The organism is Microcoleus sp. Pol14D4 (assembly GCF_036701245.1).
In the GTDB taxonomy this organism is placed as follows: domain Bacteria; phylum Cyanobacteriota; class Cyanobacteriia; order Cyanobacteriales; family Microcoleaceae; genus Microcoleus.
The window spans coordinates 14834-32866 of sequence record NZ_JAUBQM010000019.1 but is presented as its reverse complement, the minus strand read 5'-3'; the positions used below and the strand labels follow the sequence as shown (position 1 = coordinate 32866).

At 45.0% G+C, this 18033-nt stretch carries 14 protein-coding genes; 1 reads left to right on the top strand and 13 read right to left on the bottom strand.

The window, feature by feature from the left end; genetic code table 11:
* Positions 1-117 precede the first annotated feature (117 nt).
* The 11 genes from QUA33_RS09910 to QUA33_RS09860 form a co-directional block, all read right to left on the bottom strand.
* Positions 118-1017, bottom strand: a complete 900-nt coding sequence (locus QUA33_RS09910; RefSeq protein WP_333096283.1) for a class I SAM-dependent methyltransferase — start codon at positions 1015-1017, stop codon at positions 118-120.
* Positions 1018-1258: 241 nt separating this feature from the next.
* A complete protein-coding gene (locus QUA33_RS09905; RefSeq protein ID WP_333148469.1) occupies positions 1259-3688 on the bottom strand; it encodes an ATP-binding protein in 2430 nt (809 codons plus the stop codon).
* Positions 3689-4107: 419 nt separating this feature from the next.
* Positions 4108-4833, bottom strand: a complete 726-nt coding sequence (locus QUA33_RS09900; RefSeq protein ID WP_333148468.1) for a TVP38/TMEM64 family protein — start codon at positions 4831-4833, stop codon at positions 4108-4110.
* Between the two features lie 208 nt (positions 4834-5041).
* Entirely contained in the window at positions 5042-6028 is a 987-nt protein-coding gene (gene arsS, locus QUA33_RS09895) for an arsenosugar biosynthesis radical SAM (seleno)protein ArsS (protein WP_333148467.1), read from the bottom strand.
* Between the two features lie 201 nt (positions 6029-6229).
* Positions 6230-6625 carry an arsenate reductase, glutathione/glutaredoxin type gene (arsC, locus tag QUA33_RS09890; RefSeq protein WP_333148466.1) on the bottom strand — a complete coding sequence of 132 codons (396 nt, stop codon included), beginning with the start codon at positions 6623-6625 and terminating at the stop codon, positions 6230-6232.
* 57 nt (positions 6626-6682) lie between these two features.
* Entirely contained in the window at positions 6683-7342 is a 660-nt protein-coding gene (gene arsH / locus QUA33_RS09885) for an arsenical resistance protein ArsH (protein WP_333148464.1), read from the bottom strand.
* 7 nt (positions 7343-7349) lie between these two features.
* Positions 7350-8054, bottom strand: coding sequence for an MIP/aquaporin family protein (locus tag QUA33_RS09880; protein WP_333148463.1), 705 nt, complete (start codon positions 8052-8054; stop codon positions 7350-7352).
* 104 nt (positions 8055-8158) lie between these two features.
* On the bottom strand, positions 8159-8500 hold the full coding sequence (locus QUA33_RS09875) for a metalloregulator ArsR/SmtB family transcription factor (protein ID WP_333148462.1): 342 nt from the start codon (positions 8498-8500) through the stop codon (positions 8159-8161).
* A 139-nt stretch (positions 8501-8639) separates the two neighbouring features.
* Positions 8640-9755 carry an inorganic phosphate transporter gene (locus tag QUA33_RS09870; RefSeq protein WP_333148461.1) on the bottom strand — a complete coding sequence of 372 codons (1116 nt, stop codon included), beginning with the start codon at positions 9753-9755 and terminating at the stop codon, positions 8640-8642.
* Between the two features lie 232 nt (positions 9756-9987).
* Entirely contained in the window at positions 9988-10242 is a 255-nt protein-coding gene (locus tag QUA33_RS09865; protein ID WP_333075830.1) for a hypothetical protein, read from the bottom strand.
* A gap of 177 nt (positions 10243-10419) precedes the next feature.
* Positions 10420-11094, bottom strand: a complete 675-nt coding sequence (locus QUA33_RS09860; protein ID WP_333062888.1) for a HEAT repeat domain-containing protein — start codon at positions 11092-11094, stop codon at positions 10420-10422.
* Between the two features lie 268 nt (positions 11095-11362).
* Here QUA33_RS09860 and QUA33_RS09855 point away from each other — a divergent pair, with 268 nt between their 5' ends.
* Entirely contained in the window at positions 11363-13822 is a 2460-nt protein-coding gene (locus tag QUA33_RS09855; protein ID WP_333148460.1) for a CBS domain-containing protein, read from the top strand.
* Between the two features lie 1842 nt (positions 13823-15664).
* On the opposite strand, the gene QUA33_RS09850 is transcribed toward QUA33_RS09855, so the two are convergent.
* A complete protein-coding gene (locus QUA33_RS09850) occupies positions 15665-16918 on the bottom strand; it encodes an S-layer homology domain-containing protein (protein ID WP_333148459.1) in 1254 nt (417 codons plus the stop codon).
* Positions 16919-17262: 344 nt separating this feature from the next.
* The gene (locus QUA33_RS09845; protein ID WP_333148458.1) at positions 17263-17955 is read right to left on the bottom strand and encodes a GDSL-type esterase/lipase family protein; all 693 of its coding nucleotides are present in this window, start codon (positions 17953-17955) and stop codon (positions 17263-17265) included.
* Between the last annotated feature and the right edge of the window lie 78 nt (positions 17956-18033).

The window sequence follows — 18033 nt, the reverse complement described above, 5'->3', positions numbered from 1 at the left end:
AGTTATTAGTTATGAGTTATTGGTTATTAGTTATTATTCAGTCCGCGAAGGCGGACTTTGTTTCTGTAGCCCCGACTTGCAGTCGGTGGTTATTTTAGTCGGCAGTGATTATGTAAATCAAGCAGGAGCTGGAATGCCTGGTAAATCGCCATCAAAATCAGGAGTTCGATCGCCCCAATTCCACCCCCTCGCCACCTTTGCCTGTTCCAAATCTTCCCCCGGCAAAGGTTTCACGCCCTGCGTCACCTGATTAGTCCACCAGTGTTCGTGAGTTTGCACCGCCGCAAATCCAGCCGCCCCCGCCCAAGCATCGAGGCTGCCAGCCGCGTAAGACTTAATATAAGGCTCCTCAAAGATATCAGTCAGCCACTGTGTCTGCCGCAAAGTTTTTTGATTTCCGTCCAAAATTGCCACTTGTCCCCCAACCTTCAGCAGTCGGAAGCTTTCTCGCAAAATTGCCCGCGATACAGCAGGCGGCGTCTCGTGAAACAGCAAGGAAGCTGCTACTAAATCGAAGCTGGCATCGGCAAAAGCAACGCTTTCGGCATTTCCATGCAACCACTCGATATTTAAGCCGGCTTTTTGCGCTTTCATGTCGGCAACTACCAGCATATAAGGCGACAAGTCCAGCCCGACAACTTCTGCTTGGGGAAAAGCTTGCTTGAGCATGAGCGTTGTAGAACCGGTGCCGCATCCCAAATCGATGATTCGGCGCGGTTTCACCCGCACAGCGTCAATTAAGCCTTGCCTGACGACTGTTTCGTGGGGAGGCAAAACATATTGCGTGATGGGATCGTAGGAAACGGCGGCACTGGGGTTGAGGTAGCCACCTTTAATGCCGTGAAAGTTTTGGCTGCTGTAATATTCGGGATAAACTAAGTTGGGTTGTCGGTAGCGATCGCCCGCTGTTTCCCAGTCGATACCTTCATAGAGTCGTTTCAGTGCTTGTTCGTCGATCGCCAGTCGAATCAGGGGCGACAAAAAGCGCTCGAAAATTGTATCCTTGCCAACAGCCATAAAACACCTTTAACAAAAACTCTTATAATTTTAGCCAACGGCCGTCAGCTTAGCATGAATTCAAACCGTTGAACCCCTCGAACCTCTCCCCTCTATCAGTTACCTCGCTTACCAAATCCGTGGGCTTCCTTTCGCACTTTCTTCTTATACCAGTTTTTATAAAAAATGCAACTGTATACCAGCTTCAAAAGCTTGTTCGATCGGGTATTCCAAAATCTAAAATCTAACATCTAAAATGGTATTATTTCCCGTTACTAATAGGAACTTTTACCAAAAACTCCGTGCCGCCGCCCGAAGGTTTAGAAATTTCGATGCTGCCGCCGTGTCCGTCTACTATAATTTTGTAGCTAATTGCTAACCCCAAACCAGTGCCTTTGCCCACGGGTTTGGTAGTAAAAAATGGGTTATAAATTTGGTCTTTAACGCTGTCGGGAATGCCTGGGCCGTTGTCGGCGATCGCCACTTTCAGAAATTTACCGCCATGTTCGCGAACTACTCCCGTGGAAATAGTAATAATTTTATCCAGGCGATCGATCTCGTTCAAGGCATCGATCGCATTGCTCAGCAAGTTCATAAACACCTGATTGAGCTGAGACGGATAGCATTCTACTGAAGGCACTTTTCCGTATTTCTTGACTATATAAATTCTATTTTTGATGCGGTTGGAGAGCAACAGCAAGGTATTTTCTATACCTTCGTGAATATCCGCCTGCTTTTTGTCGGATTCATCTAGGCGAGAAAAATTACGCAAAGAAAGAACGATGCTGCGAATGCGTTCAGTTCCTATTTTCATAGAATCCAATATATGTGGCAAATCTTCCTCGATAAATTCTAACTCAATTTCTTCGGTGAAATCTGCGATTTCCTGGGGAACCTCTGGGAAGGCTTCTTTGTACAAACTCACCAACTCTAATAAATCTTTAGTATATTTGCTGGTGTGAGGCAAATTAGCCGAAATGAAGTTAACGGGGTTGTTAATTTCGTGCGCTATTCCCGCCACCATTTGACCTAGGGATGACATTTTTTCGCTCTGCACCAAATGAGTTTGAGTTTTTTTCAGTTCATTTAAGGCGCTATTCAGCAGTTTTACTTGGTCTTGCGTTTGACTGTAAAGGTGAGCTTGAGTAATTGCGATCGCCAATTGGTCTGCCACAGCTTTTAATAGCTGGATTTCCTCCCGGCTCCAAAGCCAATGACTAACGTGGCTGCAAATTAAATAACCCTGCGGCTGGTTTTGAGTGTGGACAGGAACCGCTAAATAGCTATTAGCTTTTTTAATTTCGTTCGTTTGAGCTGCACCCTCCGCCCAAGTGTCCCTCGAAAGAATAATTGGCTCGCATTGGCCACTCGGTATTGACAAATTTCCGACAAAGTAAGACTCAAACTTCTTAGCGGGCGTCGAACAATCAGATGGGCAACATTCCCATAGGATGTGTAACATTTGTTCTTTGGGTTTGTACCACCCAAAAGCAGCCCGTTCTAGGTGCAGTAAACTTACTATTTCTTCGACTGTACTTTGCACAATCTTGTCTAATTCCAGGGAAGCGCGAATGCGTCCAGCAATTCGGTTGAGCATGGCTTCTCGCTCAGCTTGAGCGCGATTGTTTTCGGAGGAGTAAATTAGCCAAATTGCTCCTAGCATTGCTGGGCCGAGCAGTCCGGCCACGACCGATGTCAGCAAATTTAATGCTTGCAGTTGGGATTCAATATTTTCGCGGGGAATTACTAAAGCCATCGACCAGTTAACTTCCTTGAGGGGAGCATAGGCCACATACACCCATTTGTTATCTATTTTTACCAGTTCGATGTTCTTCTGGCGGTCGATCATGTGCCGCGCAATTGTGGAGAGTGCGGGGTCTTGTGACTTTAAAAAGCTTGGGGCAGGCCAGTCGATATTTCCGATTAAGTTATTGTTGGGATGAACAATTGGCACTCCTTGTGAATTGAGCGCAAAAGCATAACTGTCGGAACCGTACTGCAAGCTGTTAGCGACAGATGTTACTCGGTCTAATTTAATGCTGCCCGATAGGGCTCCAATTACTTTATTAGGAGCGGGAGGTAAGGCCCAAATAGGAGCTGAAATGATGATCGTCGGAACTTTTGTACTGCGGCCTATCAGCGGGTCGGAAACGTTGAGCTGCCCTGCCATTGCTTTTTTAAAGTGTTGGCGGTCTTTGCTATTCGCGCGGTTACCTAGAGTGTTGATAAATGAGCCGTCGGATTGAGTTAATGACAGGATGAAATACTCTTTTAACCTGTATATTTCTCCTTGCAACCTGGGTTCGACTAATTTCCAATTGAGAGTGCTAACCGTAGGATCGTAAGCAAGGGTTTCTATTTCTGCTTTGCGAGTGCTGAGCCAGCGGTCGATTTCGTCAGTGCCTTTTTCTAGTTTTAATAGTGCTATTTCCTTTAAATTGTCGAGGATTAGCCCGCGCACAAAAAAATAGCTGATGCAAGCAGTTGTGCTAATGGTTAAAGCCGTGGTGGCCAGAATTAGCAGGGTCAGCAAATGGCGGCGCTGCCGTCTGTGCTGCCAAAGACTATGCGCTTGCTGCCACCGCGATTGAGCAGAACTACTGATGTTGTCCCAAAAGTGGCGCAGCTTTTTTGCTTGGTGTGGCGGCGGCGCAGACACTGATCCGGCTTGATTTGCTGGGTTTTGCATCATCAAATGTTCTCTCCGAATCAAATTCATCAAACGGTATTCGTCATTCGGCAGAATTAATATCAGCCAAGTCGTGAGACCAGTTTCAGAAAATAATGCAACTGTAGGCCGGTACTCCCAACCCTAGTAGGCATCAGTCATTCCCAATCTAAAATCTAAAATGGTATGGCTTGCATTCCTGACTGCAAACAATTCTTATTCCGATCGCACGCTCGCCTTCTATTTTGGCATCAGCTTTATATTTTGACCTTCGGTTTACCTAATTGAGGTAACTGCTTTACGATATCTTTAATATCTATCTCGTTTGTATAACAAAATAATTGTAAATAACATAGAGAAAATACGGAGTTTTTTAAATTAGCAATGTATTCTAATGTAGAGGTAAATACTTATTGACAGTTTGACTAATTTGTGGTCTGGCTTCAAGGAGAAATTTTTTCGTCTAAAGCTTTTTTGGCGAAGCGGGTTGCATAAACGGTGAGGGCGATCGTTGCTACCAAACCAATACCGTAGAGAACCCACTCAGCAGTAGTGCGCGATCGCCCGCTAGATCCGAGTGCAGCCAAACTCCCGGCCAGGGAACCGATATAAACATACATGACTGTTCCGGGAATCATACCAATCCAAGATGCGAAAAAATAGTCTTTTAGAGATACCTGCGTGACTCCAAAAGCATAGTTAAGTAAATTAAACGGGAAAATGGGAGAAAGCCGCGTCAGCAGCACAATTTTCCATCCTTCAGAGGCAACTGCGGAGTCGATCGCCTTAAATTTTTGATTGCCCTCTATCTGTTTGGAAACCCAGTCGCGAGTTAAATACCGCCCTACCAAAAAAGCGCAAGTTGCGCCTAAAACCGAGCCGATGGAAACACAAACCGAACCGCCAACGACTCCAAACAAAACGCCAGAACCGAGAGTCAGCAAAGAACCGGGGATAAATAGAACCGTTGCGATAATGTAAATTAGAATAAAAGCTGCCGGGCCCCACGGGCCGAGACTCGCGATCGACTCCAGGGCATTTTTCAGAATTCCTTGAAAGTTAAAAAACTTTGCCGCCACAATCAAAGCCACAGCTAAACCAATCCCTAAAATCAGCTTCCACCTATTTGATGTTGGCGGATTTTCATCGGGCGATCGCGAATCATTCATTGCTTAAAATCTCCACTCTCAATAATACGGGCATGGGACATTGGGCCCAAAAGCATGGGGAATCGGGAATCGGGAATCGGGCCCAAGAGCATAGTTTCTTCCTTCTTCCTTCTTCCTTCTTCCGACTTCCATCGGACTGACATCCGTTACATCCGTTACATCCGTTACATCCGTTACAGAATCCGTTGCCGAACTTCCTTCTTCCTTCTCAAATCAAAGTACCGCCGCAGCTAGAACCGCAACCTGCCGTACAGCCGTAACAATAAGCAGCCGTTCGCACCTCTTGAATGACATCTAAACTGCCAGATGCGAGCAATTTAGCAGTATTTATCTTTTCCCCGCTGCCAGTTTTCGCCGGCAAATTTTCCATTTGGTTAAAATCGCAGTCGTAGACATTGCCAAAATAGTCGATCGACAATTCGTTACGACACATTAAATGTTCCAGAGTACCGGGATTAAAATTCTCCTCCAAAAACCCGAGATAAGGTTTGTGCAGTTTCTTATGTTCCAAATGAAACTTAGTCCGTCCCACCGGCAAATTAGTAATCGCGAACAATTGATTAAAACAAATCCCAAAATGTTCGGCTAAATAAACCTTGTAATCTTGCTCTAACTTGCCTTGTTCCGGTGTTAGCGAAAATTTGTCTGTTGTCGGCACTTGTGGATTGTACACCAAATCGAGAATTAAATTTGGGTTTTTCCCGTATCCCAACTGATTTAGCTTTTGCAGCGCCCGAATTGAACTGTCAAAAACACCGCTGCCGCGCATTTTGTCCACATTGTCAGCTTGATAGCAGGGAAGCGATGCCACAATTCTGAGTTGATGCTGCGCGCAATATTCGGGAATATCTTCAAAACCTTTTTCAAAGTAAATCGTCAAATTAGAACGAACAATTACCTCTTTACCTGCCGCCCTGGCAGCTTCCGCCAGCGGTTTAAAACCGTAAAGCATTTCGGGAGCACCGCCGGTGAGATCGACAGTTTTAATTTGAGGAAAGCGGTGGATAATTTCAATTAATTGGTCGCAAATTTCCGGGGAAAGTTCTTCTGTTCGGTTCGGGCTAGCTTCAACGTGGCAGTGAGTGCAAGCCAGGTTGCAGCGTTTGCCGAGATTAATTTGTAAAACTGTAATCTGCTTTTTAGTTAAAGCTGAGTTAATTTTGTTTTTGAAAGGCGTGACTGCTGTCTGAATCATGTGCTAACCTTTTGGTCTTTGCTCGCAACGAATGTAGAGGCGTTCCGACAGAACGCCTCTCATAATCTAGCACTAATTCTAATAGTTCTGGACGCATCAAAACCCAAGAAACTGGGTTTTTTGCCGTTTTTGCGGGATGTAACGCATCTTATGAGAAAAAAACCCGGTTTCTGACCACCCGTGCGTGTCGGACTATTAATCTTACTTGAGAGAGTCAACTAATGTTTCCACTCGTGCTTTAATTTCATCTCGAACGCGGTGAAAAGTTTCGATGGGTTGTCCGTCGGGATCGTCGAGTTGCCAATCTTCAAACACTTCTCGCAATACCCACGCTTCGGGTAAATTCACGCCGCAGCCACAGAGAGAAATTACGGCATCGTAGTCTTCTGCATTGAATTCGCTTAATGGGTTGGATGTTTGATCGGTGATATCAATGCCGATTTCTGACATGACTTGAATTGCTGTCGGATGAACTCTGCTTGATTCTAACCCGGAACTGGTGACTCCAATCATGCCGGCTCCGATGGTTTTAGCGAATCCTTCGGCCATTTGCGATCTGCAGGAGTTTCTTTTGCAAACAAACATTACTTTTTTCATGGTTTTTGTTGGTTGTGAGTTGTTGGTTATTCGTTGTTGGCGGAGTTCCGGCGGTTTCTAAGCGCCCGGTAATTCAAGAGCGCGATTTGCTAGTGCGATCGCCTCTTTAGCGGCTTGTTCCTTGCGTTCGCTGTAGCGATCGGTCAAATAGTCGGTTTGCTCCCGCAACAGCAAGGTAAACTTGTACAGTTCCTCCATTACGTCGATCGCGCGATCGCGATAAGGCGAATCCTTCATCGTCCCATCATCATTAAACTCCTGATAAGCTTTCGCCACCGAAGACTGGTTCGGAATCGTAAACATCCGCATCCAGCGGCCCAAAATTCTCAAAGTATTGACAGCATTAAAAGACTGGGAACCGCCGCTGACTTGCATCACCGCCAAAGTTCGGCCTTGAGTTGGTCTGACGGCCCCAATACTTAAAGGAATCCAGTCAATTTGATTTTTCATAATGCCGGTAATATTGCCGTGCATTTCTGGACTAGACCACACTTGACCCTCCGACCACAGGCTCAATTCCCGCAACTCTTGCACCTTCGGATGAGTATCGGGAACGCTGCCGTAAATCGGCAATTCTAGAGGATTAAAGAACCTAACCTCTGCACCGAAATCCTCAATAATTCTCGCCGCTTCTTCCGCCAACAAGCGGCTGTAAGAACGCTCTCTTAACGAGCCGTATAAAAACAGAATTCTCGGTTTGTGCGTAAAATTTGCCATGATGCTTTTAATTAAAATCTCGAAATCCGTTAGACAGTTCCCGATAAACTGCGACTGCTAATTGTGCTCCCCAGATAGGGGCAATCCAGTAAACCCAATGGTGGTTCCAAATACCGCCAATTAAAGCCGGGCCGAGAGACCGTGCCGGATTCATGCTCGCTCCGGTAATCGGCCCCATAAATGCGGCTTCCAGTCCTACAGTTAACCCAATTGCTATCCCGGCAAAGCCGATGTGAGCGCGTCTATCTAATCCTGAACCGAGGATAACAAACATTAAGATAAAGGTCAAAACAGTTTCTAAAATTAGAGACTGCAACCAGTTACCATTAAGAGGGATAGTTGCACCGAGATTGGCTACTTCACCTAAAGTAATTAGCAGCACTTGAGAAGCTGCGATTGCACCCGCAGACTGCGCTAAAACGTAAGGCAAAACTTTATATTTTGGAAAAAAACCGCTCGCCCAAAACCCTAAAGTTACGGCCGGATTAAAGTGTGCACCGCTGATGTGTCCTAGGGCGTAAATCATCGCAGTTACTACTGCACCAAATACAAAACTGATGCCTAAATGAGTTACGGAACCCGCGCTAGTTTTGTTAACCATCACCGCACCGGTGCCTGCAAAAACCAAAATAAATGTACCTATAAATTCGGCGATCGCCTCTCGCCTGCAATCTGGCCGAGCACAAGCTAACCTACGATCTGTTGCATCCATCGCTCTCAACTAATTTGTTCCATCCCATCATATCAATAAAATTTGATATGTCAATCCTCAAAAAAGCCCTCTCAGTATTTGAGCGATCAAGAAATGTTGATGGGTTAACCCGCGTCGGAACAGGGACGCGCCGGCAGGATCTGGCTGAAGCGGCGGTATTCGGCGAGGTACTGTTCGAGGGCGACAAACTGAGCTAAATTGAGGCTGTAATAAATCCAGCGCCCTTCTTGGCGGCTGCGGACTAAAGCTGCATCCTTCAAAGCTTTGAGGTGAAAAGAGAGTTTAGACTGAGTGACGTTGAGTCGATCGCACAAATCGCATACGCACAACTCCTGTTCCCGCAGCAACTCCAAAATCTGAATCCGCAGGGGGTCAGAAAGAGCGTGAAAGCCAGCAGCGATCGATTTATCTGCAACAGGCGGCGCGATCGTAGAATTTTTAACCATAAATTACCCTTAAATTTTTATTCAACAACTCCCGGCAAGATTTCTTCTTTTTACCCTTAGATTTGATATGGTTATCCTTTGATGGCAATCCTAAATCAACTGCGAACTCTTTCTCTTCTAGGACTAACGATTAATTCCCTTACCGATGCAACACCCAGTAAGCGCAGCCGCTGATTGCAGCAGCAATTGGCAAGGTCAAAATCCATGATAGTAGAATCTGATAGAAAACGCGCACATTAGCTTTTTTTGAAATCAATCCTACACCAAAGATTGAACCTACCGAAACATGGGTAGTAGAAACTGGAAGTCCATAGCGACTGGCAGCAATAACTAAAAATCCCGTCACTAAGTTTGCCACAAGTCCTTGACCGGTATTCATTGCTGTCAGCTTTTTGCTCATTGTTTCGGCAACTTTTCGAGCATTCAACAAACCGCCGATCGCCATTCCCAAAGCTACTGCTAAACTTCCCCACTGAACTGATATTGATTGACCGACTAACATCAGCGAAACAATTTTCGGAGTATCGTTCAATCCTCTGGCAAAACTGACGATTCCCGCACTCATAAAATGGCAAACATCGACTAACTTTTGGCTGGGAATTTGTAAGAAATTTCCCAGGTACCTTTGCGTGCATTTATCGAGAGAATCGACCGCGACATCAGCGGTTGTGATACACTTCAGTATGTTAGTTGCATCCGGTTGAGGAATGGGAATAATCTGTTGGATTTTACCAGCGCAAATACACCATTCTTTCTGGATTCCCAAATAAACTCGCAGGTAGCGAGACAGCCCATAAATTAAAGCTGCTAATGGAATCGCAATCACGGGACTCAGCAACAAAGGCATTAGAAAAGTTTTCTGCAATGCTGTAAAATTAACTTGAGTACCAATTGCTACTAAACCTGCACCGACAAGAGCACCTGTAAGACCGTGAGTTGTGGAAATAGGGAATCCAGTTAAGGTAGCCAGAATAACGGTTAAACCCGCAGCGATCGCGACTGCCAAATGAAAATCTGGGGCATTGGCGATCTCGTCTGGAACTAGCCCTTTTCCCGAAAAGCTTTTTACCAGAGTTTCTGCTAAAAAAATAGAAAATACTGAACCTGCAAAAGTTGTAATCGTTGCCCAACCAATTGCTGTTTTGTAGTTCGTCGTCTGACTGCCAAACAGTGTCGCCACGCCTTTAAAATTATCATTAGCACCATTGCAGTATGCTAAAAACAACGTGGCGATAAATAGGGCAATAATTAACATTCTCTTACTCAGAATAAGTGGGGTTTATTTAATTTTTTTTTTGCGCGGGCTGCTACAGCACCGAATTTAATTGTATAGACACCGTTGCATCAAATAAAATAAGGGAAATATTAAGATTTCTTTGGAAGGCGAGCGATCGCATCTTAATTTCGCGCCAGCAACATGGGCCCGATATGGAACGATACTATAATTAAGGCTTGGCGATCGCCGACGGTACGCTCACCCTACCCATTCACTTAGGGTTCTGTACCCTTGCCGGCACATCTGTCAGTCCCGCCTTCTGCATCAGCGAAATCACCCCTATAGATAGAATTCCCCCAATAATTGCCCCCACCACTACCAGGATGATAAAGACTTTTTGCAGAGTTTTTTTAGTTGCCGGGTGGTACTGTTTCGGCAATGCTTCACCTTGCTCGTCAACTTCTTGCTCCAAGGGGTCTAGCGGATTGGAGGGATTTGAGTTAAAGGGATTGGGCGCTTGATTCATGGTTAGTTTGGGTTAAAGGAGATAGACAACTATTTTAACTTGCGATTTAGCCGCGCAGCTTAAATAATACATTCTGGTTTTACTGAATACTCTATAAACTTTATTAAGATTGCTAAAATACGGATTAACCCGGTTTATTGAATAAACCGGGTTTTTCAACATACTAAAAGTTTTATGTCATGCTTCTGCTTTTGACAGACGATCGAGAGAAATTGTTGCCGCCTTAGATACTTGAGAATTACTATCTTTTTCTAAGTATTTCAAAGCCGAAACGCTCTTAACACTCGGCAAATTGCCCAAAGCTTCAGCCAGCCTCTGGCGAATCAGCCAATCTTCCGACTGAGCAAAATTGAGGATGCGATCGATCGCCCCAATATCTTTAATTTCCCCCAAAGCCGAAATTGCCGCCTGCTGGATCACCACTTGCTCGCTGTCGAGAGCTTTTAGCAGCACATCGCGAGCCCGGGGATCTTTGAGATTCCCCAGAGAAACAGCAGCACTGAAGCGCACCAGCCATTGAGTATCTTCGTAAAAAGCCCGCACCAAAGCATCAAAAGCTCTGATATCTTCCAGATAGCCCAAAGCACCTGCAGCGTCAGCGCGAATGCCGTAATCCGGGTCTGTTTCTAGCAATTTGACTAGAATAGGATAGCACTCTGCTGTCGGTTTCACGCCGAGAGCAAACACAGCCATCGATCGCACTTGCAAACTTTCATCGTTCAACACCTTTTTAATCAAAGGCACCGCCTCTGCAGCAGGCACATTCCGCAAGTTGGCCAAAGCCACCATTCGATCGGCGGAATTTTGGCTTTCTAACTTGGCTGCAATTTGCTCTAAGCTTAAAGTTGTCATTATGGGTAAATCTTGTAGTAAAACTTTACATTCGGGTTATTTTGATTATAGGAGAGTCTCACGGGAAAAGCAGGCAGTAAAAACCGCCCCAGGATTTGAGATGAGTAAGATTGCGGATAAGTGACACGATTAATCTAAAGCTCAGATTGCGTGGAAATAATCAATGAGAAAGTTTATTATTTAAATCCCAAGCACAGGCGAGGTGTTTCTGCCGTTCCCTAAGGCTTTGCCCGATAGTTAGCCGCCCTCTGACAACCTGCAATCAACTATGCCGTTCTACCACCCGCCCTTTTACTCCTCAGCCTTAGAACAAGCGATCGATCGCTACCCCCTCACTGCCGGGCCAGAAACTTCCTTAGCAGTGGCGATCGCCCTGATGAGTCAGTTGCAAAACACTTGTCCCCTAGTCAAAACACCTGTACCTGCAGACCGGGGGGCGATAACCGAAACATCCGCGCCGGAAAAGGTGCGGGCAAGCTGCGTGTTCGTCGTACAGAACCAGCAGACTATTACCACAGGCAACTTATCCGACAACCCCAGCCGCGGACTGTTAATCGGCATATTAACACCCGCCGACCTAGTGAGGCTGATAGCTTCGGGCACAATAGACAACCAGCACAAAGTAGCCCTGCACAAAATACCAATTTCCGAAGTGATGTCCCCGGTGTCGGTCTCCCTCACAGAGTCCGATGACCAAGACGTGTTTACCGCTTTATCCTTATTTCGCCAGCACAAGATTCGCTATTTGCCGATCGTCAATCAATTTCGCCACTTGGTAGGAGTGCTGACACGGGAAAGAATTCGCCAAGTATTGCAGCCTTCAAACATTCTTAAATTGCGGCGGGTAGCAGAATTAATGACTACGCCAATTACAGCGCCCCACACCGCCTCGCTGCTGACCATAACCGAACTGATGTCAGAGCATCAAGTCAGTTGCGTAGTGATTACAAAAAACAAAGAATTAACAATGGAGAAGCCCAAAGATGACTATACCTCCATTTTTCACTATTCCTTTCACCAACCGCTGGGAATTGTTACCGAATATGACCTTGTGCAGGCACAGTTTCTTGAACTAAATTTCCAGCAAACCCCAGCTCAAAAAGTCATGAGAACTCCCCTGCAATTTCTTCAGCCTTCCGATTCCCTATGGACGGCGCACAAAGAAATGCAGCAGCAACAAGTGCAGCGGCTGGTCGTCTGCGGGGGGCGCGGAGAACTGTTGGGAATTATTACTCAGACCAGCTTGCTCAGAGTCCTCGACCCCACCGAAATGTACCGAGTTGTCAAACAGTTGCAGCAGTCGGTTTATCAACTGCAAGCGGAAAAAGTTGAACTGCTGCAAAGCCGCAACGCCAAACTAGAACAGCAGGTGCGGGAACGGACTGCAAAACTCCACGAACAATTGCAGCGCGATCGGCTGTTAACTCACATTTCCTTGCGGATTCACCAATCCTTAAACCTCGAAGAAATTCTCAACGCCAGCGTCGATGAAGTCCGCCAAGTTTTGCAAGCTGACCGAGTAGCAATCCTGCATTTAGAGTCCAGCAATTACGGCATTGTAGTGGCAGAATCCGTTGCCGAAAATTGGCCTTCAATATTGGGAGAAATCATGCCGGATAATATTTGGCAAGAATCTGCTTCCGTGATCGAACAGGAAATTTATGCGGTTCCGGATCTCGACCAAGCCTGTTTGAGCGCCGAAAAATATGCCCGGTTCCAGCAAGCGCAAATCAAAGCTTATTTGATTGTACCAATTTTGCAAGACGGCAATTTGTGGGGGATGATGTGTGTCCATCAGTGTTCCCAATCCCGTCAGTGGCAGCCTTCGGAAGTGGATTTGCTGCTGCAACTGGCAACTCAAATCGCGATCGCCATTCAGCAAGCCCAACTATATCAGCAAGTCCAAAATCTCAACACCGACCTCGAACGCCAAGTCCAAGAACGCACCGCCGAATTGCAGCAAAAAGTTCACGAACTCCAGCATTTAAACGTCCTCAAAGATGAATTTCTCAGCACCGTTTCTCACGAACTGCGGACGCCTTTAGCTAATATAAAAATGGCTATTCATATGCTGAGAATTTCTCCCACGCTAGATCGGCGCCAGATTTATCTAGAAATTTTAGAAAGAGAATGTACTAGAGAAACAGATTTGATTAATGCTTTGCTAGATTTGCAGCGGCTTGAAGCCGCAACTTGTCCGATCGACCTCGAACCAGTAAACTTAGAAGTGTGGCTGCCTACTATTATCGACCCGTTTTACAGCCGGGCCCACGACCGCCACCAGGATTTGCGAGTAGAGTGCGATCGCCACCTCCCCACGATCAGTTCCAACCGCGCTAGTTTGGGACGAATTTTAGCCGAGCTCCTCAACAACGCCTGCAAATATACTGCCAATGACGGCGAAATTTTTCTGAAAGTTGAGTGCAAAAACGGAGACTGGGAACAAGACGGACAAAGGACAAATTCGCGACAAGCAAGTGCTGTGGCTTCAGAAATCCAATTTACACTCAGCAATCAATCGTCTATTTCCATAGAGGAATTGCCTCGAATTTTTGAGAAATTTTATCGAGTTCCCAACGCCGATCCTTGGAAACAAGGAGGTACAGGTTTGGGTTTAGCTTTGGTTCAAAAACTTGTCGAACAGTTGCAGGGAAAAATTAAGGTTGAAAGCAGGAATGGCTGGACTAATTTTATCGTCACATTTCCTACCAACCCGGATGGAAATTAGTCGGTCATCAGTCAATTTTAGATTTTAGACTTCGGTATAAGGGTGCGGCTAGCGCGAGCGTCAAATCGCGCTCAGTCGAACGATTTTAGATTTTCGATTTACTCCACAGATGAATCTGGGAGCTTGAAAAACCCACATTCCGAACCCAACTGTCACGTGGGTGCGGGCGGGCTGTAAATTCCGTGGGATGGTCTAGCCAGAACAGATCGAGAAAGTATAAACCCACATTCCGCAGCCCCCAAGGGGCAGCGTAGGCGGATTGAGGGGGTAAAAGTGAATCATCGGAGATCGTAGTAAGTCAAAACACCCAAAAATCTGTGCAACGAGATCATCACTCACTTAGGAATTCCTAAAAAGTGACATGAGGGCATGAATTAAATCTTCTTCACCCATAAAACTTCAATAATCACACCATTACTAACTATTAATTACCAGCATATAATTTAAGAAATCTGACAATTATACATCACGGCTAAACCAACACTTAATTAGAGTTTGCCGAATAATTGAGCGCAAACCAAGAGCAGGAGCGATCGATATATTCAGGATCAATTTAGAATAACTTTTTGCTGCGTTAATTTTCTATGCCTATAAGTGTAGATTATATTCAATTTAAAAACAGGTGTTGTTTTGCCCGAACAAGATAAAAACACTTCACGGGGTGACAACCCCGTCAGAACATAGATAGAATCAATGACTTCGCGGGGTGACAACCTCGTCAAAAGCCCCGCCTCTGGCAGATTTACCTGACTTAACTTAAAAAAAGATGAGGTCGAAATTCTATCGTGGTCCCATCTAGCAATAATGTTCCCTCAATTTTACCAAATTAATCTAGAAAAACAACTTAAACCAGCAGAATACCTGGCTATAAAAATTTTAGTCTATCTGTTGCAGACCCAAAAACAAGTTAATATCGAATTACTGGCTACATTGATGCCTTATTCGATTTAATTTGAGAGCCGGAGGTACAACTTGCAAATTTTTCTAAAATTGGATTTCCTGAACATTTAAAATTGATAATTTCTGATACTAAAAAATTTTAAAATCCTCTTTTAAAAAGTCTAAACCTTTCAAAATAGCGATTAATCGCACGAAATGGCGAGCGCAAAATGTATTTATGCTGAGATTGATATGGGAGAAAAGAAGTATGCCATTATACAGGCTACTTCTAGATAAAAAAGGAAGTAGTAATATTGGCGAAAAAAAAGCTCTAATCACTTTTGTTTGAGAGTTACTGTCAGATGAAAAAATTATCATTTTAGGTGATAGAGAATTTGGTAGCATCAATTTGGCATAATGGCTGCGTGAGAAAAAAGTGAAGTTTTTCCTTATGGTGAAACAAGGGCGCTATATACAATAAAAAAATCTAATTTTATCCTCTTGTATGACATGGGGTTACTGCCAATGGAAAGCTTTTATTTGTCAGATGTAAAAGTTATCAAACAACAAGGATGTGTAACTTTTAATATTGCTGCTTATTGGCGCCGCAAATATCGCGGAAAACAGGATGATAGGGTATACGGGTTCCAACCCTGTTGCGTCTCTCTCCTAAACCTCTTTGTCACCCCCCAGATGCACGACAGCTTAGCATCGGGATTATTGATGATATCTCTATTTTCTACCTCTAAGTGAATCATGGTCAATCCATTGTCATCTGCGGTTCAGAAATTATATTTTTAAAACCGTAGATACAGGCAGATAAACACAGATTAATGTAGATGAATTAGATCTATTCCGGTTTTAGCCTCCGTGATTGTTGACTGTTGACGGGATTTTAATATGCCAATGCTACCGGAATTGATATCAGTTATGTTCTTCCTTTTTCCTTCTGCTATATCCCCTCTATCGAGCGCTACAAATGCCTGTGCTGGCAGTACCAACTACCAAATCGGAATTCAAAAGCAAATCTAAATCGGTGTCGGGATTAACAGCATACAAATCGACTTTATCTCGACCCAAAAACACCCCGATCAAAGTTCCGATTCCCGCACCGCCGAGTACCTCTTCAGTCGCGATCGCCCGATCGCCCGTAACACCTGCGATCGCCGCCGCTGCTGCTGCACCCAACGCCGTATTCTTAACCAGATTACCAACATTAACGCCCTTGGTAACAGTTTCTTTCCTAGTAATCACTTGCGAAGTGGCATTGAGAGGCACTCTGCTGCCGTTGATTATACTTAATTCTTGAGCGACAAACTGAACCCCCGAAGCAGTCGATCGCAATTCGCCGCTAATTTTCGAGCCTTCGGGTATCAGCACTTGGCCATTACTGCCCCTGATATCCGAAGCTACAGTCAGCGTAATCGGAGACTTGTCATTGGGGCCGAGCAAAATCTTGCCTTTTGCATACTCGATTGGGATAGTCACTCCCCTGGGAATTTGCACAGCAACAGACTCGCTAACATCAATCTTAGCAATGTAAGGAGAATTAATTGCTCTTGCTTGATTGCTACTCACTAACGTTTGATAGATAAAAGCCGCTACTTCTGCTCGCGTTGCTGACTTGTTAGGTTTGAGAGATTTAGGATTGGGATAGCTGACAACCAACTGTTTTTCAGTAGCAGCAGCAACGCTTTTGACAGCATAACTTTGAATCTCGCCCGCATCATTATAGTAGCTGAGAACATCTTGAAAATTGCAGGTAGGCTCATAGCCCATGCCGTTATTTAAAGCGACTACAACTTGAACGCGAGGAATCTGCTGTGCCGGCCTGAAAACATTGCCGGGATAGCCAGACATCCATCCCATTTCGTAAGCTTCGGCGATCGCCCCGCTTGCCCAAAAATTAGACGGAACATCGGCAAACCTTACAGCAGCGCGGGTTTTTGCCTTTTTCACAGAACGCACCATTGCCGCGAATTCAGCCCGCGTTACCGGTGCATCCGGGCGAAAACTGCCATCGGGAAATCCTTTGATAATTCCTCTTTCTGACAAATCTTGAATAAAATCTTTTGCCCAGTAGTTATTATTAACATCCGAAAAAGCTGTCTGAGCAAAAGAAGGCGCGGGAGCTAGCATCGGCGTTGCGGTTGCGGCAAATGTTCCCAGTGTTAATAAAACAGATGTACCGGATTTGATGCGATGTAATACAGACATTTTTCGATTCTCCAATTTACACAATTTTTTTATTGAGGAGAACTAAGCTTTTGGTAGGCGGATTTATTCTGCCCGAACTTGCTCTTTCCCTCACTTATGTAATCATTGTTGAATATTTTTATTTGTAGTGAGGGGAAGATACGGTCTTTTAAAATAAATATTTTGATACTCAGTGGGGAATTTTAAAATGCTTAAATTCCTTAAAATCCTTATGTTGCTTATCTTCCTTATCTACCTTGAACTTATAGAGTTCTGGATGCAGAACCTTTATATATGTAGGGGCGGTGCCAAAAGTGTCCGCCCTCGCTCGACTGGAGTAATAACTAATAACTAATGACTCATGACTAATGACTAATAGAGGCTAGCGGCTCCCAACTTGTCGCATCTTCAAATAAAGATTGATACCCCGCTGCATTGGGATGCAGCCCGTCTGCAATCAGGCGCGATCGCCACCAATCACTACCCCGATTTATCCATTTATCAAAAATATCTAAATAGGGAATGCCCCGCAACTGACAAGCTAATTTCGTTGCTTCCTTGTAGCGATATTGGTCAGCATGACTGTAATACAAACAATCTTGAAAAGGCATTTTACTTTCATCCACCGGCACCATCCCGACAAATATCACCGGACAAAGTTGTTGGGACAGGTTTAACAAATTATCCAAAACAGTTTTAAAATGTTCAAAATCAGTGTAGCTGCGCCCCGTCGGCGACTGCACTCTCGCCGAATCGTTGAGCCCTACGGAAAGAATAATCGCATCCGGGACGCGGTTTCTGAGCTCGCCACGCTGGCGAAACTCGTTTTCGAGGCGCTGGGCGACTTGATAGGTGCGATCGCCCCGAACGCCCAAATTGTATAAAACGTGTCCTGCACTCTCCGGTAACATCCACTGTCGGCGCAGTCTTTCTACCCAGCCACCGCCTACACCGTCGCCGAAACCGTAGATTAAGCTGTCACCGAAAGCAACCAATTTCAGGGGATGAGAATTTCCCCGATGCAAGTGACCAAAGGAATAGGCTGTTGCTGCCTGCATAAGCAATGATACTCAGTTAATAAATTATGAATCTTGACATACTAGACTAGAATGTAACATTACATAAAGTAGGTAGTC

Excerpts from the sequence above, each read along its gene's own strand:
- QUA33_RS09910 (WP_333096283.1), bottom strand. The coding sequence starts at position 1,017 with ATGGCTGTTGGCAAGGATACAATTTTCGAGCGCTTTTTGTCGCCCCTG.
- QUA33_RS09905 (WP_333148469.1), bottom strand. The coding sequence starts at position 3,688 with ATGATGCAAAACCCAGCAAATCAAGCCGGATCAGTGTCTGCGCCGCCG.
- QUA33_RS09900 (WP_333148468.1), bottom strand. The coding sequence starts at position 4,833 with ATGAATGATTCGCGATCGCCCGATGAAAATCCGCCAACATCAAATAGG.
- arsS (WP_333148467.1), bottom strand. The coding sequence starts at position 6,028 with ATGATTCAGACAGCAGTCACGCCTTTCAAAAACAAAATTAACTCAGCT.
- arsC (WP_333148466.1), bottom strand. The coding sequence starts at position 6,625 with ATGAAAAAAGTAATGTTTGTTTGCAAAAGAAACTCCTGCAGATCGCAA.
- arsH (WP_333148464.1), bottom strand. The coding sequence starts at position 7,342 with ATGGCAAATTTTACGCACAAACCGAGAATTCTGTTTTTATACGGCTCG.
- QUA33_RS09880 (WP_333148463.1), bottom strand. The coding sequence starts at position 8,054 with ATGGATGCAACAGATCGTAGGTTAGCTTGTGCTCGGCCAGATTGCAGG.
- QUA33_RS09875 (WP_333148462.1), bottom strand. The coding sequence starts at position 8,500 with ATGGTTAAAAATTCTACGATCGCGCCGCCTGTTGCAGATAAATCGATC.
- QUA33_RS09870 (WP_333148461.1), bottom strand. The coding sequence starts at position 9,755 with ATGTTAATTATTGCCCTATTTATCGCCACGTTGTTTTTAGCATACTGC.
- QUA33_RS09865 (WP_333075830.1), bottom strand. The coding sequence starts at position 10,242 with ATGAATCAAGCGCCCAATCCCTTTAACTCAAATCCCTCCAATCCGCTA.
- QUA33_RS09860 (WP_333062888.1), bottom strand. The coding sequence starts at position 11,094 with ATGACAACTTTAAGCTTAGAGCAAATTGCAGCCAAGTTAGAAAGCCAA.
- QUA33_RS09855 (WP_333148460.1), top strand. The coding sequence starts at position 11,363 with ATGCCGTTCTACCACCCGCCCTTTTACTCCTCAGCCTTAGAACAAGCG.
- QUA33_RS09850 (WP_333148459.1), bottom strand. The coding sequence starts at position 16,918 with ATGTCTGTATTACATCGCATCAAATCCGGTACATCTGTTTTATTAACA.
- QUA33_RS09845 (WP_333148458.1), bottom strand. The coding sequence starts at position 17,955 with ATGCAGGCAGCAACAGCCTATTCCTTTGGTCACTTGCATCGGGGAAAT.